The following is an 18,487-nucleotide window of genomic DNA, read 5'->3' as shown; positions in this document are numbered from 1 at the left end:
TTCGCGTCGCCCGCTACAGGGCCAATAGATCGATGTCGATGTGGGCCCGGATGCCGCGCTTCGCGCCACGGGTCGCCGGGTGGTCCGCGCCCAGTTGCTTGCGGTACTTCTCCAGCGTCTTGTCATGCAGTTCACGGCCGGCCGCAGTGTCTCCCGTGGCCTTGAGATCCGCGGCGTGGTTCAACTGCACGGCGAGGGAGGCCGGATGGTCGGGTCCGTAGACTCGGGAGGCCTCCGGTACCGCGTCCCGGTCGATCCGTTCGGCCTTCGTGGAGTTGCCCAGGGCGAACAGGTCACTGGCGAGATTCATCCGGGCCAGCAGCGTGCGCGGATGGTCGGGGCTCAGCGCGGCGCTGAGGCCGTCCAGCGCCTTCTGGTCCAGTTCCAGCGCCTGCTCCACCTCTCCCAGCAGCCGTAGCGTGACCGCGAGGTTGAGAAACGTCGCATAGGTGTGCGGATGCTGTTCTCCGAACTTCCTGATGTGCCGGTCCATCACGTCGGTGCCCAGCGCGCGGGCCGCCTGGAGCTGTCCGACCTGACGGAGATCGGTGGCATGGACCAGATTGACCCGCAGCGCGTCACGGTTGTCGGGGGCCAGCCGCCGCTCGGCGATCTCCCTCAGCCGTGAGGTCAGCTGGTACGCGCCCTCGTGATCCCCTGCCTTGCGCCGGGTCGCCGAGAGCTCCGCACTGATCATCACGGTCAACGGGTGCTCGTCCCCCAACTGGTCCCGGGCCCGGGCCGCCAGGTGCTCGTGGCCTTCCAGGCAGTCCGCGTAGCGCCCCAGTTCCTGCAGGTCGAGGTAGTACGCGCTGAGCGTGCCGAGCGAGAAGACATGGTCCTCCCCGATGACCTCCACCCGGCGCCGCCAGGTCTCCTCGTCCAGTTGGAGCGCGGCCTGGACGTCGCCCGCCAGCCGCAGGCTCACCGCGTAGTTGTGGGCCGCCTGGAGTGTGTTGGGTTCATCGGGCCCGAAGACCCGCAGGGACGTGCTGTAGGTCCTCTCGTCGAGTTCGCGGGCGCCGTAGAAGTCACCCCGCAACCGCAGATGGATCCCCAGCAGGCTCAGGGCCAGCTGGGTGTCCTTGTGGTGCTCCCCGTGGACCCGGGTGAAGCGGTCCACCAGGTCCTTCTGCAGGTCGTAGGAGTCGGTGTAGCGGCCCCGGCAGCGCAGGGCCTCCGCCCGGACCTGGTCGGCGGCGAGCACGTCGGCATGCTCCTGTCCCAGCCTGCCGGCCCAGCACGACCTGGCCCTCTCGGAAAAACTCTGGGCTTTGCTGAAGTCCCCCCGCGCGACCAGGAAACGCAATTCGTTGAGCACCAGCCGCCGGGTCCAGGGCTCACCGCACTCGACCGCGTTCGACACCTGCACATGGGGCAGCAGGTCGGAGTACCTGGACCAGTGCGGAACGCGCTGCGGATTCCTGGGATCCGCGTGCACGAGGAGCTGGTGCGCGGCGTGCCGCATGGTCTTCTGTTCGTCGGGGCTCATCTGGTCGACCAGGACGCGCTGGACGAGCCGGTGCAGTTGGATCGTGCTCTGCCGGTGGTCGATGCGGGCCAGGGCGTACCGGCCGATCTCCCGTACCGCCCGGGCCAGTTTCACCGGGTCCTCCAGCGTGGCCTGCAGATCCTCCGGGACGGACACCCCGCGAACGGCCGAGAACAGATCCCAGGAAATGGGTTCGGGGGCGAAGAAGGCACAGACCTGGAGCAGGTTGAGAGCGTCCAGGTGGTCCTCCTGGAGGCGCTCCAGCGAGACGTTCCAGGCCGCGGCGACCGGCATCTCGTAGTCGGGTGGCGGATCCGTCCGGAGGAGTTCGGTCCATTTCCGCTCGAAGAGTTCGAGGTACTGGTGAGCCGGCATCCCGGTCTCGGCGAGCCAGACCGCCGCCTGTTCGACGGCGAGGGGCAGATCGCCGAGCGCGGTGGCCAGTTGGTCGGCCGGAACATCCGGGATGCCGGGGCTGCGCCGCCTGAGGAGGGCGATGCTCTCCTCCCGGGCGAACACGTTGACCTCGAGGGAACTGGCGAGGCTGGACCACTGGGCGTTGCGTGAGGTGACCAGGATGCGGCCGGGGCCGTCCGTCGGGAAATACCGGCGGATCTCGCGCGGATTCTCCGCGTTGTCGAACACCAGGATCCAGTTCCGGTAGGGAACACCTGTGCGCAGCGCTTCCAGTACGCTTCGGACCGCGCTGACGTCCGAGCCCGCCCTGAGGCCCATGCGGTCACCCAGCTCGATGAGTGACTGGATGACCTGGTTGTGCTGTTCCGCCGGGATCCACCACACGAGCGAGTAATCGTGGCTGTGGCGGTACAGGTACTCGACCGCTATCTGGGACTTGCCCACTCCCCCCATGCCGTGCAGCGCTTCGGGCAGCACAGCGTCGATACCGGTCCTCAGCCGCTCCGCGAGCAGCTCCAGCAGGTCCTCCCTGCCGGTGAAGTTGCGGTTGCGCTGGGGCACGTTGCCCCACAGCCGGGAGGCGTCCTGCGGGGGGCGCCGGCCGGTGGAAGGAGACTGGCCGAGGGTCACGTTGCCTCCTGTTGAGTGGGTCCCGGGTACTTCGGGCGACCGGAATGCCGGTTGCCGCGAGGGGTCTTCGTCCGTCCTGCTCTCGTTCCTCCTGCCCCCGGCTCCACCGCCTTCGACCACTCCCCGGCCTCCCGGCTCCACGTCGAAGTGCGCGTACAGGGTGGCCCATTGGTCCGCCGCGGCGTCCAGGGGCAGCATCCAGGCGATGCGGGCCCCGCCACGGCTGAACGCGGCGGTGACCAGTCCCACCATGCGCTGCGACCGCGGGTCCCACACTCCCGAGCCGCTGAAGCCCTGCTCGACTCCGACCCCCGAATCCGCGACGACGTCCAGCTGTCGCCACACGGGACACGGGCCGCCCGCTCCGACCAGCCGCGCCGACACCCAGAGCCCGTGGGGCGCCTGCTTCGGGTAACCGAACACCTTGAGCGTTCGGCCGTCGGAGGCCGGGCAGCGTCCGGGTACGGCAGTCCGCGTGCCGTGCGGAAAGGGACGACTCAGGGTCAGTACGGCGAAGTCCGTGCGGAAGGCCGGATTCACGCGGTCCTCGATGGAGAGGGGCCCGACGAACCAGCCGCCGTCGCTCACCTCGGCCGTCTCGGACACGCCGGGCCGCCCGGACTCGGCCGGTCGCTCCACCAGGACGTGCCCGCGCGGCGGGCCCGCCCGCGGAGCCTCGGAGGGGCCGCCCCTGAGCGCGGCCGTCACGACGTGCGCACACGTCACAGCGGTTGTACCGGTCAGCAGCAGCCCGCCCCCGTGAACGACACCGTCCGGCGAACGGACCCTCAATCGCCCCGCAGTCGCCGCGTCCAGCTCGCCCACAGCGCCACCTCCCCCGGACCTCAACGATCACTGATGCTCCGAACACCGAGTTCCTAGGAAAGGGATACCCAACTCATCGGACGGCGACCACCGTGCGGCTTTCACCCCTGTATCGAAGACGAGTGCCTACGATCACCGAGTGACTCTCTTTCATGTGCGACGGGACACCTCCGTGGGCGCCGACGAGGCGTGGCGGCGGCTCACGGTGTGGGAGCGGCATGCCGATGTGGTGCCGTTGACGCGGGTCCGGGTCGTCACGTTGCCGCCGCGCGGGGCGGGCACGGTGTTCGTGGCGCGTACCGGGGTGGGGCCGGTGGCGTTCGACGACCGTATGGAGGTCGTCGTATGGCGACCGCCCCGGGACCGCACGCCCGGGCTGTGCCGGCTCGTCAAACGCGGCGGCCTCGTCGTCGGGTGGGCCGAGATCGAGGTGCGGCCCGCGGCGGACGGCGGTTCGCAGGTGCTGTGGCGGGAGGAATTGGGGGTGCGGGGACTGCCGCGCGTCTTCGACCCCTTGCTTGGGCGGGCGGGCCGTTGGATGTTCGGACGGGCGGTGGACGGGCTGCTGTCGCGCCCCTGAGAGGGGAGGGGACCGCCGGTGGGGCTCTCGTGCGGTGTCGTGGGGAAAGTCTGTGGAACGAGTCCGTTCCGAGTTGCGAGACTGGGGCCATGAACGACATGGGGCGGTTCCGTCAGGCAGTCGTCCGGTGGGCGGCCGGCGGTGCGGGGGCGGCGGAGGCGGGTGCGAGCGCGCGGGAGGCGGCGGCCCGCGCCGGGCTGCGTACGGTCGTGCTCGTCGAGGGCGGCAGCGACCAGGTCGCTGTCGAGGCGCTGGCCGCGCGGCACGGACGGGACCTCGACGGCGAGGGTGTCTCGGTGGTGCCGCTCGGGGGCGCGATGAGCGTCGGGAGGTTCGTCGACCTGTGCGGGCCGCGGGGGCTCGATGTGCGGCTCGCCGGACTGTGCGACGTGGCGGAGGAGAGGTTCTTCCGGCGCGCGCTTGAGCGGGCCGGGATCGGCTCCGACCTGACGACCGACGGGCTGGAGTCGCTCGGGTTCCATCTGTGCCACGCGGACCTGGAGGACGAACTGATCCGCTCCCTGGGCGCCGACGTCATCCAGCAAGTGGTGGAGCAACAGGGTGAGTTGCGCGCGTTCCGCACGTTCCAGAACCAGCCCGCGCAGCGCGGGTGGACCGTGGAGCAGCACCTGCACCGCTTCATGGGCACGCACGCCGGCCGCAAGGCCCAGTACGCGCAGGAACTCGTCGCGAGCCTGGACCTCGACCGGACCCCGCCACCGCTGGAACGGCTGCTCGCCCACGTGTGACGCGCCGCCGGCCCACCCCGCGTCGGGCGGAGTGTCAGGCGACCGCTCCGACGCGCCCCACCGGCGTTCGCGTCGGCGTCGCGTCGTGGTGGATCGGCGTATGCGCCCCGGTGAGCGGCACCCCGCTCCCGCCCCGCCGGTTCGCGACGATCTCCGCGGCGATGGACAGGGCGGTCTCCTCGGGCGTACGGGCGCCGAGGTCGAGGCCGATGGGCGATCGTAGCCGCGCCAACTCACGCTCGCCCAGGCCCACTTGCCGCAGTCGTTCGTCGCGGTCGAGGTGGGTGCGGCGGGAGCCCATCGCCCCCACGTACGCGACCGGCAGCCGCAGCGCGAGCGCGAGAAGCGGTACGTCGAACTTGGCGTCGTGGGTCAGGACGCACAGGACCGTACGGGCGTCGACCTCCGTGCGCTCCAGGTAGGTGTGCGGCCACTCGACGACGATCTCGTCCGCCTCCGGGAAGCGCGCGGCCGTCGCGAAGACGGGGCGCGCGTCGCACACCGTCACGCGGTAGCCGAGGAACCTGCCGACGCGGACCAGGGCCGAGGCGAAGTCGATCGCCCCGAAGACGATCATCCGGGGTGGCGGGACCGAGGACTCGATCAGCACGGTGAGCGGCGCTCCGCAGCGGGAGCCCTGCTCGCCGATCTCCAGGGTGCCGGTACGGCCCGCGTCCAGGAAGGCCCGCGCCTCCTGCGCCACCGTGCGGTCCAGGGCGGGGTGCGCGCCGAAGCCGCCTTCGTACGGGCTCCCGGGGTGTGCCTCGGGAGCCCGTACGAGGAGGGCGCGGCCCCGTAGGTCCGGCGGGCCGGAGACGATGCGGGCGAGCGCCGCCGCCTTTCCGTCGGCGGCTGCGGTGACCGCCGCCGTGAACACCTCGCGGAGGGGTGAGGAGGCGTGCACCGGAGTCACCAGGACGTCGATGGTCCCGCCGCACGTCAGGCCCACCGCGAAGGCGTCCTCGTCGCTGTACCCGAAGCGTTCGAGGGCCGGCTTCCCGTCCTGCAGCGCCTGTTGGCACAGGTCGTAGACCGCGCCCTCCACGCAGCCGCCGGAGACCGAGCCGATCGCCGTGCCGGCGGCGTCCACGGCCAGGGCGGCGCCGGGGTGCCTCGGCGCGCTCCCGCCGACGGCCACGACGGTGGCCACGGCGAAGTCGCGCCCCTCCGCCAGCCACCGCTGCAGGTCCTCGGCAATGTCCAGCATTCTCGGTCTCCTTTTCCCTGCGGGTGAGTTGTGGCCAGCCGCGCCGTTCCCCGCGCCCCTGGAAGGGGCACTGTGGAGCGCCCCTCTCGCCAGGTGCGGGCAGTGGTGCTCTGGCGGGCGGCTCCGTGTCGGCTGCGGGTGAGTTGGGGCCGGCCGCGCCGTTCCCCGCGCCCCTTGCGGGGCGCGGGTTGCATCGCCGGCGCCCTCGGCGGAACGCCTAGTGGATGCCCATCCAGCTCTCTATCGGGCTCAGCGCGAAGAAGATCAGGAAGATCACCGTGAGGCCCCACATGAACGCCCCGACCTCCCGCGCCCTGCCCTGGGCGATCTTGATGGCGACGTAACTGATGACTCCGGCCGCGACCCCCGCCGTGATCGAGTACGTGAACGGCATGATCACGACGGTCAGGAAGACCGGTATCGCGGTGGCGCGGTCGGCCCAGTCCACATGGCGCGCGTTCATCATCATCATGGCGCCGATGACGACGAGGGCCGCCGCCGCGACCTCCCCGGGCACGATCGCCGTCAGCGGGGTGAAGAAGAGACAGGCCGCGAAGAACAGGCCCGTGACCACGGAGGAGAGTCCGGTGCGGGCACCTTCGCCGACCCCCGTCGCCGACTCCACGAACACCGTCTGGCCGGACGCGCCCGCCACCCCGCCGATCGCGCCGCCCGCCCCGTCGATGAACAGCGCCTTGGACAGGCCCGGCATGCGGCCCTTGTCGTCGGCGAGGCCCGCCTCGGTGCCGACCCCGATGATGGTGGCCATCGCGTCGAAGAACCCGGCGAGGACGAGCGTGAAGACGATCATGCCGACCGTCATCGCGCCGACCTCGCCCCACCCGCCGAACTCGACGTCACCGAAGATCGAGAAGTCGGGCATCGACACCGCGCTGCCGTGCAGTTCGGGCGCCCCGCTGGCCCACTGCTTCGGGTCGATGACGTCGAGAGCGTTGAGGCCCACCGCGAGCACGGTGCCGCCGACTATGCCGATCAGGATCGCGCCGGGGACGCCGCGCGCCTGCAGCATGAAGATGGCGAGCAGCGTGACGGCGAACAGCAGCACCGGCCAGCCCGCCAGTTCGCCCGTGGCGCCGAGCGAGACCGGGGTCGCCGTGCCCTGGTGGACGAAGCCCGCCTTCACCAGGCCGATGAGTGCGATGAACAGCCCGATACCCATCGTGATCGCGTGTTTCAGTGCCAGCGGAATCGCGTTCATGATCATCTCGCGTAGCCCGGTGACCACGAGCAACATGATCACCACGCCGTACATCACGCACATGCCCATGGCCTGCGGCCAGGTCATCTGGGGCGCGACCTGCGAGGAGAGCACGCCGGAGACGGACAGGCCCGCCGCGAGGGCCAGCGGGACCTTGCCGAAGAAGCCCATCAGGAGTGTGGTGAAGGCCGCGGCGAACGCCGTCGCGGTGATCAGGGCCTGCCGGCCGAGCGTGTCCCCCGCGACGTCCTTGCCGGACAGGATGAGGGGGTTGAGGAGCAGGATGTACGCCATCGCCATGAAGGTCGTGACGCCGCCGCGCATCTCACGCGCGACCGTGCTTCCCCGTGGGGAGATGTGGAAGTAGCGGTCGAGCCAGGACCGGCCGGCCGGGACGCGGGTTCCTTCACCCGCGTCGTCGGCGGTTTTCCTGGGCTCCAGTGACTGCTGGGTCATGGTGCCTTCTCCCAAGGTTCATAGGGGCACCCGCGCCTTGCTTTCTGCTTGCGCGGGTTTTGGGAAGGTGCACGACCCGGGGGACGGCCCGAGACGAGACGCGGTGCTGTACTTGCGCGGTTGCCGGGGACCGGGTGCCGTGGGATACACGGTCACCCGGCGCCGGGGTGGCCCTTGCTGTGCCCGCCTGTTCCTCCCTCAGTGCCTCAAGGGCCTGGGGGGACCCCCCAGCGGAACGCCTCCACGGCAAGGGCGGGGGCACTGCCCACGAGCAACGGCAGGTGCCTGCTCGCAGAGGCGGCAGGCGGGTTACGCCGTGCCGGTGAGGTGTTCCGGGCGGACAGGTGTTCTGTTGAGTTCCAGGCCCGTCGCGTTGCGGATCGCCGCCAGGACGGCCGGGGTGGAGGACAGGGTCGGAGCCTCGCCGATGCCGCGGAGCCCGTACGGCGCGTGGTCGTCGGCGAGTTCGAGCACATCGACGGGGATGGTCGGCGTGTCGAGGATCGTGGGGATGAGGTAGTCGGTGAAGGACGGGTTCCTGACCTTCGCCGTGACGGGGTCGACGATGATCTCCTCCATCACCGCGATCCCCAGGCCCTGGGTCGTACCGCCCTGGATCTGGCCGATGACGGACAGCGGGTTGAGCGCCTTGCCGACGTCCTGGGCGCAGGCCAGCTCGATGACCTTGACCAGGCCCAGTTCGGTGTCGACCTCGACGACGGCGCGGTGGGCGGCGAACGAGTACTGGACGTGTCCGAAGCCCTGTCCGGTCCGCAGGTCGAAGGCCTCGGTCGGCCGGTGCCGCCACTCCTCCTCGACCTCGACGGCCTCGTCTTCGAGGACGTCCGCCAGGTCGGCCAGGACCTCGCCCCCGTCGGTGACGACCTTGCCGCCCTCCAGGAGCAGTTCGGCGGTCGCCCAGGCCGGATGGTACGTACCGAGCTTGCGGCGGCCGATCTCCAGGACCTTCTCGCGGACCAGCTCGCACGCGTTCTTCACGGCGCCGCCGGTGACGTACGTCTGACGGGACGCCGAGGTCGAACCGGCCGAGCCCACCCGCGTGTCCGCCGGCTGGATCGTCACCTGGGCGACGCCCAGCTCCGTGCGGGCGATCTGCGCGTGGACCGTGACCCCGCCCTGGCCGACCTCCGCCATCGCGGTGTGGACGGTCGCGACGGGTTCGCCGCCGACGACCTCCATACGGACCCTGGCGGTCGAGTAGTCGTCGAATCCCTCGGAGAAGCCGACGTTCTTGATGCCGACCGCGTAGCCGACGCCCCGTACGACGCCTTCGCCGTGGGTGGTGTTCGAGAGGCCGCCGGGGAGCTGGCGGACGTCCGCCGCCTCGCCGGCCGCGAGCCACTGCTGCTCCGGCGGCATGGGCATCGCCTTGACACGCCGCAGGAGTTCGGCGACCGGGGCAGGCGAGTCGACGGGCTGGCCGGTGGGCATCAGCGTGCCCTGGGACATCGCGTTGAGCTGCCGGAACTCCACCCGGTCCATGCCCACCGCGTCGGCGAGCTTGTCCATCTGCGCCTCGTAGGCGAAGCATGCCTGGACCGCGCCGAAGCCGCGCATGGCGCCGCAGGGCGGGTTGTTGGAGTAGAGGGCGACGGCCTCGATGTCGACGTCTTCGAGGACGTACGGGCCGACCGCCAGGGATGCCGCGTTGCCGACGACCGCCGGGGAGGCGGAGGCGTACGCCCCGCCGTCCAGGACGATCCGGCACTTCATGTGGGTCAGCTTCCCGTCCTTCGTCGCCCCGTGCTCGTAGTGGAGCTTCGCGGGGTGGCGGTGGACATGGCCGAAGAAGGACTCGAAGCGGTTGTAGACGATCTTGACGGGTTTGCCCGTGCGGAGTGCCAGCAGACAGGCGTGGATCTGCATGGACAGGTCCTCGCGGCCCCCGAACGCGCCGCCGACACCGGACAGCGTCATCCGCACCTTGTCCTCGGGCAGGCCGAGGACCGGGGCGATCTGGCGCAGGTCGGAGTGCAACCACTGGGTGGCGACGTAGAGGTCCACGCCGCCGTCCTCGGCGGGTACGGCCAGGCCCGACTCGGGGCCGAGGAACGCCTGGTCCTGCATGCCGAAGGTGTACTCCCCCTCGACGACGAAGTCGGCGCGCTCGCGGGCCGACTCGACGTCGCCGCGGACGATCGGCTGGCGGTGGACGATGTTCGGGTGGGAGACGTGCCCGATGTGGTGGTCGTCGCGGCCTTCGTGGATCAGCGGGGCGTCCGGCGCGGTCGCCGAGGCCTCGTCCGTGACGACCGGCAGGTCCCGGTACTCCACCTTGATCTTGGCGGCGGCACGGCGGGCGGTCTCGGGGTGGTCGGCGGCCACGATCGCGACGGGCTCGCCGTGGTGGCGTACCCGGCCGTGGGCCAGTACGGGGGTGTCCTGGATCTCCAGGCCGTAGTTCTTCACGGCGGTCGGCAGGTCGTCGTACGTCAGGACCGCGTAGACGCCGGGCGTCGCAAGGGCCTCACCGGTGTCGATGGAGAGGATCTCGGCGTGCGCGACCGTGGAGCGCAGGATCTGGCCCCACAGCATGTCCTCGTGCCACATGTCGGAGGAGTACGCGAACTCGCCCGTGACCTTGAGCGTGCCGTCCGGGCGCAGTGTGGACTCGCCGATGCCGCCCTTGGTCCGTGAACCCTGGGTGACCTTCGTGGGAGTACCGACGGGAGCGGTGTTCGTAGCCATCGTCAGACCGCCTCTCCCTGCCGGGCGGCCGCCAGGCGGACCGCGTCCATGATCTTCTCGTAGCCGGTGCAGCGGCAGAGGTTGCCCGAGAGCGCCTCGCGGATGTCCGCGTCGGTCGGGGTCGGGTTGCGCTCCAGCATCTCGTCGGCGGCGACCAGCAGGCCGGGGGTGCAGAAGCCGCACTGGACGGCTCCGGCGTCGATGAACGCCTGCTGGATCGGGGCTAGTTCGGCCCCCTCGCCGGTCTGCGAGTCGGCGGGCCGCGCCTCCCAGCGCTTGGCCGCGTCCAGCGGCGTACCGCAGCCGCCGGGGGCCGCGGGCGCTCCGGAGGCCCCGGAGGCACAGGCGCCGTGGTCCGATCGCTGTTTGGCGAAGTCCGCCAGGCCCTCGACCGTGACGACGTCGCGGCCCTCGACCTGTCCGGCCGCGACCAGACAGGAGCACACCGGGACGTTGTCGAGGCGGACCGTGCAGGAGCCGCACTCGCCCTGCTCGCAGGCGTTCTTCGAGCCCGGCAGGCCCAGGCGCTCCCGCAGTACGTACAGCAGGGACTCGCCCTCCCATACGTCGTCGGCTTCCTGCGGACGGCCGTTGACCGTGAAATTGACGCGCATTACGCGACTCCCTCCGTGGCGGCGGTGCCGCGGTACGACTCCCAGGTCCAGGTGAGCGTGCGGCGGGCCATGATGCCCACCGCGTGCCGGCGGTAGCTCGCGGTGCCCCGGACGTCGTCGATGGGGTTGCAGGCGCCGGAGCACAGCTCGGCGAACTGCTTGGCCACCGACGGGGTGATGATCTTGCCGTTGTCCCAGAAGCCGCCCTCTTCGAGCGCCGCGTTCAGGAATTCCTCCGCCGCCGTGGCCCGGACGGGCGTGGGGGCCGCCGAACCGATGCCGGTGCGGACCGTGCGGGTGGCGGGATGCAGGGCGAGACCGAAGGCGCACACGGCGATCACCATGGCGTTGCGGGTGCCGACCTTGGAGTACTGCTGCGGGCCGTCCGCCTTCTTGATGTGGACGGCGCGGATCAGCTCGTCGGGTGCGAGCGCGTTGCGCTTCACCCCGGTGTAGAAGGCGTCGATCGGGATCAGCCGCGAGCCCCGCACGGACTCGGCCTCGACCTCGGCGCCCGCCGCGAGGAGGGCGGGGTGGGCGTCACCGGCCGGGGAGGCGGTGCCGAGATTGCCGCCGACTCCGCCGCGGTTGCGGATCTGCGGGGAGGCCACGGTGTGGGAGGCCAGGGCCAGGCCGGGCAGCTCGCCGCGGAGGTTGTCCATGATCGCCGAGTACGGGACGGAGGCGCCGAGGCGGACCGACTCCTCGCCGACCTCCCAGTCGCCCAGCTCGCGGACGCGGTTCAGGTCCAGCAGGTACTCGGGCCGGCGGTGGTCGAAGTTGATCTCGACCATCACATCGGTGCCACCCGCAATCGGCACAGCCGTGGGATGCGCTGCCTTCGCGGCGAGCGCCTCCTCCCAGCTGGCGGGGCGAAGGAAGTCCATGACCGGCTCTCTTCTTCGTCTCGTGGATGGTGCTGATCAAGCCAGATCGTGTGCGGCGGCCCAGGCTCGTTCATGAGGTGTTCACGTGGATGGGAGCCAGTACACAGCGCGTTCCTCCAACGGGGTCAGTCACCGAAACCATGAAGGAGTTGGCTGGCCAGGGCGCGCATCTTGTAGATTCGTATGAACGGCAGTCATCAGTAACCTCTTGGCTTTCCCTGGGAAACGTCGGACGCGGTCCGCTGCGCGTCGGCCACCGGCCGGAATGAGTCCTCCTCTCTCCCCTTCATCGGTTCGACCCCCTCCATCGGTTCTCCATCCAACGTAATTTTTCGAGACAGAACGGCGGCGACGAGATGCGGCTGCGCGCACTGCTGGACACGGACGCGCTGGGCCTGCGGCTGCTCGGCGGCCAGGACGAGCTGGACCGCACGGTGCGGGGCGTGATGACCACGGACCTGCGGGACCCCAGCCGCTATCTGTCGGGCGGTGAGCTGGTCCTCACCGGACTCGCCTGGCGCCGGGGCCCGGCCGACTCCGAACCCTTCGTACGGCTCCTCGCGGGCGCCGGCGTCACGGCGCTGGCCGCGGGCGAGGCCGAGCTGGGCCCGGTACCGGACGACCTGGTCGTGGCCTGCGCGCGGCACCGGCTGCCGCTGTTCGCCGTCAACGAGTCGGTGGCCTTCGCGACGATCACCGAGCACGTCGTTCGGCAGGTGTCGGGCGAGCGCGCCGGGGACCTGGCGGCCGTGGTGGACCGGCACCGCCGGATGATGACCTCCGGCCCGGCGGGCGGCGGCCCGGACGTGGTCCTCGACCTGCTCGGTTCCGACCTGGACCTGCGGGCCTGGGTGCTCTCCCCCGCCGGGCGCCTCATCGCGGGCTCGCGGCTCGCGGAGACCGAGCTGCCCGCGGGGGTGTGCACCGCGCTGGCCGGTGAGCACCTGGCGGCGGTCCGCTCGGGCCGGCGCGGCCCGCACCGGGTGACGGTGGGCCCGGCCACGTACTCGCTGTTCCCGGTCCGCGGCGGCGGACGCGGTACGGCGGGCGCGCGCGACGTACGCGAGACGGTGCTATCGGAGTGGCTGCTCGCGGTCGAGGCGGACGCCGGGGACTGGCCGGCGGAGCGGCTCGACCTGCTGGAGGGCGTGACGCAGCTGATCGCCGTGGAGCGGGACCGCCGGGACGCGGCGCGCACCGTGCGGCGCAGGCTCGCGCAGGAGGTGCTGGAGCTGGTGCAGACCGGCGCCGCGCCCGCCGAGATCGCGGCGCGGCTGCGGGTCGCCGCGCCCGTGCTGCTGCCGGGCCTCGGCGCGGCCCCGCACTGGCAGGTCGTGGTCGCCCGGGTCGAATGGGACGAGGCGAAAGGCGGGTCCGCGGGATCCGCGGCCGAGTCCGGCGGCGGTGGCAGACGGACCGAGGGGCCCGCGGGATCTCTGGCGGGCGGTCCGGTGGCGCAGGCGCTGCTGGAGGAGATCCTGGTCGACCCGCGCTCGTCGGGTCCCGAGCCGTCGGACCGGATCGCGGTCGCCCACACGGGTGACGAGGCCGTCGCGCTCGTTCCGCTGCCGGCCGTCTCCTCGGAGCACGACGGCTCGGAGACGGGCCTGCTCGCCGACGCGATCCTGGAGGCCGTACGCGCGCCGCTGTCGGCCGGACTCGACGGCGACGGGCGGCTCACGCTGGGCGTCAGCGCGGCCGTGCACTCGGCGGAGGGCCTGCGCGGCGCCCTGGAGGAGGCACGGCACGCGCGGCGGGTGGCGGCGGCCCGGCCCGGGCGGGTGTGCGCGGCGGGCCACCAGGAGCTGGCGTCGCACGTGCTGCTGCTGCCCTTCGTACCGGACGACGTGCGCCGCGCCTTCACGGCCCGGCTGCTGGACCCGCTCCGCGAGTACGACCGCCGGCACCGCGCCGAGCTGATCCCGACGCTGGAGGCGTTCCTCGACTGCGACGGGTCCTGGACCCGCTGCGCGGCCCGGCTGCATCTGCACGTCAACACGCTGCGCTATCGGGTCGGACGTATCGAGCAGTTGACGGGCCGAGATCTTTCCCGGCTCGAGGACAAGCTGGACTTCTTCCTCGCGCTGCGGATGAGCTGAGGTCACAGCGCCGCGGGCGGCGCGGTCACCGCCGCCCGGGTGCGGCGGGGAGCCGGGGACGGGCGTCAAGTCTCTTCTCCGACACACGACTTTGTGAAATCCTTCACCTACCCCCTTGGCCGGGCGCGCTGATTCGTGCTGAGATGCCGCCACCACTCAACAGCTCAATGGCGTGCTCGGGGAGGGCAACGTGGCGCATCCCGCCATGTCTGGTTACGGAACGACTGCAGGGGACGATCCACTCCAGACCGCGGTATGGCGGCTGCGCTCGCGCGCCTGCTGGGCCGACGCGGCCGCTCTCCTGGAACCACACACGGCATCGGCCGCTCTCCAGAGAGCGTCCCTCCTCGTCGAACGCTGCCTCTACACCGAGCAGGGGTGGGCGGAGGCGGAGGACGCGCTGCGCACGGCGGAGGCGCTGGCCCGGAGTGACGACGAGCGGGGCGCGGCGGCGTGCGAGCGCGGGCAGCTCGCGTACGCGTCCACGCTGCTGGCGGTGCGCGACCGCGCCGACGAGGCACGGGCCGCGCTCGGCCGGGCGGCGGCCCTGATCGCGCCGGGCGCCAAGGGGCGGGCGCTGCTGGACTTCCGGCGCGGCCTGCTCGCGGAGAACCTGGCGCACTCCCCGCAGTCCGCGCGCGCCGCCTACCGCCGGGCCCACGCGGGCGCCACCGCGCACGACGACCCGCTGCTCCTGTCGTTCACCTGGCGCCACCTCGCCGGACTCGGACTGCGCGAGGGCGAGCTGGCGGAGGCCCGGCACGGCTTCGCCGAGTCCCTGCGCATCCGCGAGGAGTTGGGCTACCTCGTCGGTACGGCTCCGGCGCTGGCGTCCCTCGCCGACGCGGAGACCGAACCGGAGGCGTCCCGGCTACGGGCGGAGGCGGGCCGCCTCTTCAAACTGCTCGGAGGCGTACCGACGTGGCTGGCGGGGCAGTTGGCACCACCGGCGGCAACGGCCTGACGCCGGCGGTTCGAGTCCTGCGCGCTTTCGAATGAAGGCGCATCCGCAGGGTGCGCCCCGCGCCCACGTGGCCCGCGGGCGAACGACACCCAGGCGGCCCGGCAGGTCCGGCAGCTCCGGCAGTTCCGGCGGATCCGTTACGCGCCCGCGAAGTGGTCCCGTATCAAGGACTGGGCGGTCGGGACGTCTCCCCTGGTCAGCGCGTCGAGGAGGGCGGTGTGCTGGCCGGCGTCGGCCAGGAGGTCGGCGCGGGGGCGCCGGGTGGGGGTTCCGGCCAGCGGCCACTGCGCACGTCGGTGGAGATCGTCCGCGAGCTGCACCAGCTGGCGGTTGCCCGACAGGGCGAGGACCCCGGCGTGGAAGACACGGTCCGACTCGGCGTAGCGCGCGAGATCCCCGGTGGCCGCGGCGGCCACGGTCGCGTCGGCGAGCGCGCGCAGCTCCGCCCAGCAGGGCGCCGCCACCGTACGGGTCAGCCGCAGCATCACCGGCATCTCGACCAGGGCCCGGATCTCGGCCAGCTCGGCCAGTTCACGGGCCCCTCGCCGGATGACGCGGAAGCCGCGGTTCGGTACGACCTCGACCGCGCCCTCGTTCGCGAGCTGCTGCATGGCCTCCCGCACGGGGGTCGCCGACACGCCGAAGCGCTCGCCCAGCGCGGGGGCGGAGTAGACCTCACCGGGGGCGAGGTCACCTGCGACGAGAGCCGAGCGCAGCGCGTCGAGGACCTGTCCGCGGACGGAGACCCGCTGGATCACAGGCCGGGGAGCCGCGACGGCGAAAGCGAGCCCGGGAACGGAGGCCGGAGCGGGACCGGGGGCGGGAGCGGGTGGGAGCCCGCCCGCGCCACGCGGCTCCCGGGCGCCCTCGCGCACCACCCGAGGCTGCGGGATCGGCGTCTCACTGTGGGTGTGCTCGCCGCGAGCCGCGTGCGCGACGGGTGGCGCGGCGAGCGGGACGGGCCCGGCGGGCGGGACGGGAGCCGCCGGGATCGCGGCGGCACGGCCTGCCCCGTGCTGCCGTGTATCGCCACCGCGACCGCTGTCGCCGCCCCGGCTCTCGGAGCGCGCCTGCTGCGGGACCCGCGGGGCGGCACCCTCGGAACGACCACCCCCGGCCCCGGCTCGGCCCTCCACAGGACGCGGCTCCGAGGAGGCTGCGGCAGAGCCGTACCCCTCGCGCGAACCGGTCTTCTCCACGGGAGCCTCCTCCGGGCTGGCGCTGGTGGTGGGTGTGCGGGTGGGAATGTCGGGTGGGTCCGTCGTGCACCCGACAGAACAGGGTAAACCTCGACCCTATCGGGTAAGGTAAGCCTTACCTGTCGAAGATCCAGAAACGGGGTCCTTGCATGTCCGCTCCCGCCCCGGCCGTGACAGCGCCCGCGACCACCGGCGGAGCGCGTCCGGCCCCCTCGGTCCTCACCGAGGCGTACACGCGGATGACCGAGGCGTTCCCGGCCCTGGGTGTGACGGAACTCGCGCCGGGCGAGCCCGCCCCGACGGGCGACGGACGGGTCGGTGTCGCGCGGCTCGCGGAGGCGGGGCCCGAGTTCGAGTCCTATCTCGCGTGGGACGACGAGCAGGTGCTGGCCGACCACGGACACCGGGCCCGCCCGGACGTGATCGCCGGCTTCGGCCTCCACCGGTACGCCTGGCCGGCCTGTCTGCTGATCACGGTTCCGTGGTTCCTCCTGCGCCGCGTCCCCCGTTTCCCCGTGCAGGACGTCACCTTCCAGCGCATGCCCGGCCGTATCGCGGTACGCGTGGGCACCTTCGCCTGCCTCCCGGACGACCCCGCGGCGAGCCTGCCCGGCGCCCGCGTCGTCCGGGACGAAGAGGCTCTGCGTGCCGAGGTGCGGGCCTCCGTCACTGAGCACCTGGAGCCGGTCCTGAGCGGTTTCGGCCCGCGCATGCGGCGCCGCGGGCGCGCCCTGTGGGCCATGGCGACCGACGAGGTCGTCGAGAGCCTGCACTACGTCGCCGGTCTGCTCGGCGAGCAGGAGCGTGCGACGCGGGAGCTGGAACAGCTGTTCCCCGGCACCATCAAGCCGTACGTCGGCACGGCCGGCTTCCGTGAGGTGACCGGTCCGAACGGCCAGTGCCTGCCCACCCGCGACCGGGCCAGCTGCTGCTTCTACTACACCCTCGACGCCGAGGACACCTGCGCCAACTGCCCCCGCAACACCGAGGCCGTACGCATCGCCAAGCTGACGGCCCTGGCGGAGGCGGAGGCAGCAGCGACGGAGGCGCCGGGCGCGGCGGAGGCTGGGGCTGCGGCCTGAGCCCCGCGCGGGAGCGCCTTCCGTATCAAGTAAGATCAACTCACCGCCGGACCCGGTGTTTTGCCATGGACGCGGGCGCTGAGGTCACGGCTGGTTCACAATATCCTCACTTGGCGCAGGAACTTTCCGTGGAACCACCCGTACGGGTAATCTAACTCGAACTCAACTCCCGCTCCTCAAGCGGCAGTTCGAGGAGAATGCCGCCCACGCGCATCCCCTTGCACTCTCTTGGCGGCCTCTTGCCCCGAAACCCCCTGAGGACCCGCGGGATTGGGCCACTATGACGGGCGTTACGCCCTATCCCAATGCAAGGGACCCCAGATGAGACTGACCGACATATCGCTGAACTGGCTGCTACCCGGCGCCGTGCTGCTCCTGGGCCTGCTGGCGGCGGTTGCGGTGCTCGCGCGTGGCAAGCGCGCCGGGGAGAAGAGCCAGACCGAAGACTCGTGGGAGCGCTCGGAAGAACGCCGCAGACGCAAGGAAGCCGTCTACGGCACCGCGTCCTACGTACTGCTCTTCTGCTGCGCCGCGGTCGCCGCCGCACTCTCCTTCCACGGTTTGGTCGGCTTCGGCGAGCAGAATCTGAACCTGTCCGGCGGCTGGCAGTACCTGGTGCCGTTCGGCCTGGACGGCGCGGCCATGTTCTGTTCCGTACTCGCGGTGCGCGAGGCCAGCCACGGCGACGCGGCGCTCGGCTCCCGGATACTCGTGTGGACGTTCGCAGCCGCCGCCGCCTGGTTCAACTGGGTGCACGCTCCCCGGGGCCTCGACCACGCGGGTGCCCCGCACTTCTTCGCCGGCATGTCCCTGTCGGCCGCCGTCCTGTTCGACCGCGCGCTGAAGCAGACCCGCCGCGCCGCTCTGCGCGAGCAGGGCCTGGTGCCCCGGCCGCTGCCCCAGATCCGGATCGTACGGTGGCTGCGCGCTCCTCGTGAGACGTACGGCGCCTGGTCGCTGATGCTGCTGGAGAACGTGCGCAGCCTGGACGAGGCGGTCGAGGAGGTCCGCGAGGACAAGCGCGAGAAGGAGCAGAACCGCCTTCGCCGGCGCGACCAGGAGAAGCTGGACCGTGCCCGCATCAAGGCGATCACCCGCGGCCACCGCGGCGCGCTCGGCCGCGGCGGCCGTCAGGCGGAACTCCAGTCCGCCCAGACGGCCACTCAGGTCGCCTCGGAGCCTGCCATATCAACGCCGGAACTACCTTCCCGCGCCCGACCCTCGTTGCAGCCGGTCCGCCGCAGCGGGGACTCGGGGACCGTCGATCTCACCGCGGAGGACGACACAATGGCCCTCCCTCGACTCGACTCCCTTGAGCGCAAGCTGAAGGACCTGGAGCAGCAGTTCGGCTGACCGGG

Annotated in this window: 13 protein-coding genes; 6 read left to right on the top strand and 7 right to left on the bottom strand. The window is 71.8% G+C overall.

Annotated elements, in window-relative coordinates; translation table 11 throughout:
* Nucleotides 1–13: 13 nt before the first annotated feature.
* Nucleotides 14–3,364, bottom strand: a complete 3,351-nt coding sequence (gene fxsT / locus K3769_RS31955; RefSeq protein WP_267029729.1) for an FxSxx-COOH system tetratricopeptide repeat protein — start codon at nucleotides 3,362–3,364, stop codon at nucleotides 14–16.
* Between the two features lie 139 nt (nucleotides 3,365–3,503).
* Between fxsT and K3769_RS31950 the strand changes: the two genes are divergently transcribed.
* Nucleotides 3,504–3,944, top strand: coding sequence for an SRPBCC family protein (locus K3769_RS31950; RefSeq protein ID WP_267029728.1), 441 nt, complete (start codon nucleotides 3,504–3,506; stop codon nucleotides 3,942–3,944).
* A gap of 89 nt (nucleotides 3,945–4,033) precedes the next feature.
* Nucleotides 4,034–4,693, top strand: coding sequence for an ATP-dependent endonuclease (locus K3769_RS31945; RefSeq protein WP_267029727.1), 660 nt, complete (start codon nucleotides 4,034–4,036; stop codon nucleotides 4,691–4,693).
* 34 nt (nucleotides 4,694–4,727) lie between these two features.
* On the opposite strand, the gene K3769_RS31940 is transcribed toward K3769_RS31945, so the two are convergent.
* The 5 genes from K3769_RS31940 to K3769_RS31920 all read right to left on the bottom strand — a co-directional run bounded on the left by K3769_RS31940 (nucleotide 4,728) and on the right by K3769_RS31920 (nucleotide 11,785).
* Entirely contained in the window at nucleotides 4,728–5,900 is a 1,173-nt protein-coding gene (locus K3769_RS31940) for an XdhC family protein (RefSeq protein WP_267029726.1), read from the bottom strand.
* A gap of 217 nt (nucleotides 5,901–6,117) precedes the next feature.
* Nucleotides 6,118–7,575 (bottom strand): NCS2 family permease, encoded by a 1,458-nt coding sequence (locus K3769_RS31935; RefSeq protein ID WP_267029725.1) that lies wholly within the window; start codon nucleotides 7,573–7,575, stop codon nucleotides 6,118–6,120.
* A 309-nt stretch (nucleotides 7,576–7,884) separates the two neighbouring features.
* On the bottom strand, nucleotides 7,885–10,284 hold the full coding sequence (locus tag K3769_RS31930) for a xanthine dehydrogenase family protein molybdopterin-binding subunit (protein WP_267029724.1): 2,400 nt from the start codon (nucleotides 10,282–10,284) through the stop codon (nucleotides 7,885–7,887).
* Nucleotides 10,285–10,286: 2 nt separating this feature from the next.
* Nucleotides 10,287–10,898, bottom strand: a complete 612-nt coding sequence (locus K3769_RS31925; RefSeq protein ID WP_267029723.1) for a (2Fe-2S)-binding protein — start codon at nucleotides 10,896–10,898, stop codon at nucleotides 10,287–10,289.
* The gene (locus K3769_RS31920) at nucleotides 10,898–11,785 is read right to left on the bottom strand and encodes an FAD binding domain-containing protein (RefSeq protein WP_267029722.1); all 888 of its coding nucleotides are present in this window, start codon (nucleotides 11,783–11,785) and stop codon (nucleotides 10,898–10,900) included. Before K3769_RS31920 ends, K3769_RS31925 begins: the two co-directional genes overlap by 1 nt.
* Before the next feature lie 356 nt (nucleotides 11,786–12,141).
* Here K3769_RS31920 and K3769_RS31915 point away from each other — a divergent pair, with 356 nt between their 5' ends.
* Entirely contained in the window at nucleotides 12,142–13,884 is a 1,743-nt protein-coding gene (locus K3769_RS31915) for a PucR family transcriptional regulator (RefSeq protein ID WP_267029721.1), read from the top strand.
* Between the two features lie 190 nt (nucleotides 13,885–14,074).
* On the top strand, nucleotides 14,075–14,848 hold the full coding sequence (locus K3769_RS31910) for a hypothetical protein (RefSeq protein ID WP_267029720.1): 774 nt from the start codon (nucleotides 14,075–14,077) through the stop codon (nucleotides 14,846–14,848).
* Between the two features lie 137 nt (nucleotides 14,849–14,985).
* On the opposite strand, the gene K3769_RS31905 is transcribed toward K3769_RS31910, so the two are convergent.
* Nucleotides 14,986–16,047: a GntR family transcriptional regulator gene (locus K3769_RS31905; protein WP_372515086.1), complete on the bottom strand. Its 1,062-nt coding sequence runs from the start codon at nucleotides 16,045–16,047 to the stop codon at nucleotides 14,986–14,988.
* A gap of 149 nt (nucleotides 16,048–16,196) precedes the next feature.
* Between K3769_RS31905 and K3769_RS31900 the strand changes: the two genes are divergently transcribed.
* Together K3769_RS31900 and K3769_RS31895 are read left to right on the top strand one after the other, a co-directional pair.
* Nucleotides 16,197–17,129: a (2Fe-2S)-binding protein gene (locus tag K3769_RS31900; protein WP_267029719.1), complete on the top strand. Its 933-nt coding sequence runs from the start codon at nucleotides 16,197–16,199 to the stop codon at nucleotides 17,127–17,129.
* Between the two features lie 321 nt (nucleotides 17,130–17,450).
* On the top strand, nucleotides 17,451–18,482 hold the full coding sequence (locus tag K3769_RS31895) for a DUF2637 domain-containing protein (RefSeq protein ID WP_267029718.1): 1,032 nt from the start codon (nucleotides 17,451–17,453) through the stop codon (nucleotides 18,480–18,482).
* Nucleotides 18,483–18,487 lie beyond the last annotated feature (5 nt).

It is taken from the genome of Streptomyces ortus (assembly GCF_026341275.1).
Taxonomy (GTDB): Bacteria; Actinomycetota; Actinomycetes; order Streptomycetales; family Streptomycetaceae; genus Streptomyces; species Streptomyces ortus.
Note: the sequence above shows the minus strand (reverse complement) of the source record. Positions and strands in the feature narration are given on the sequence as shown.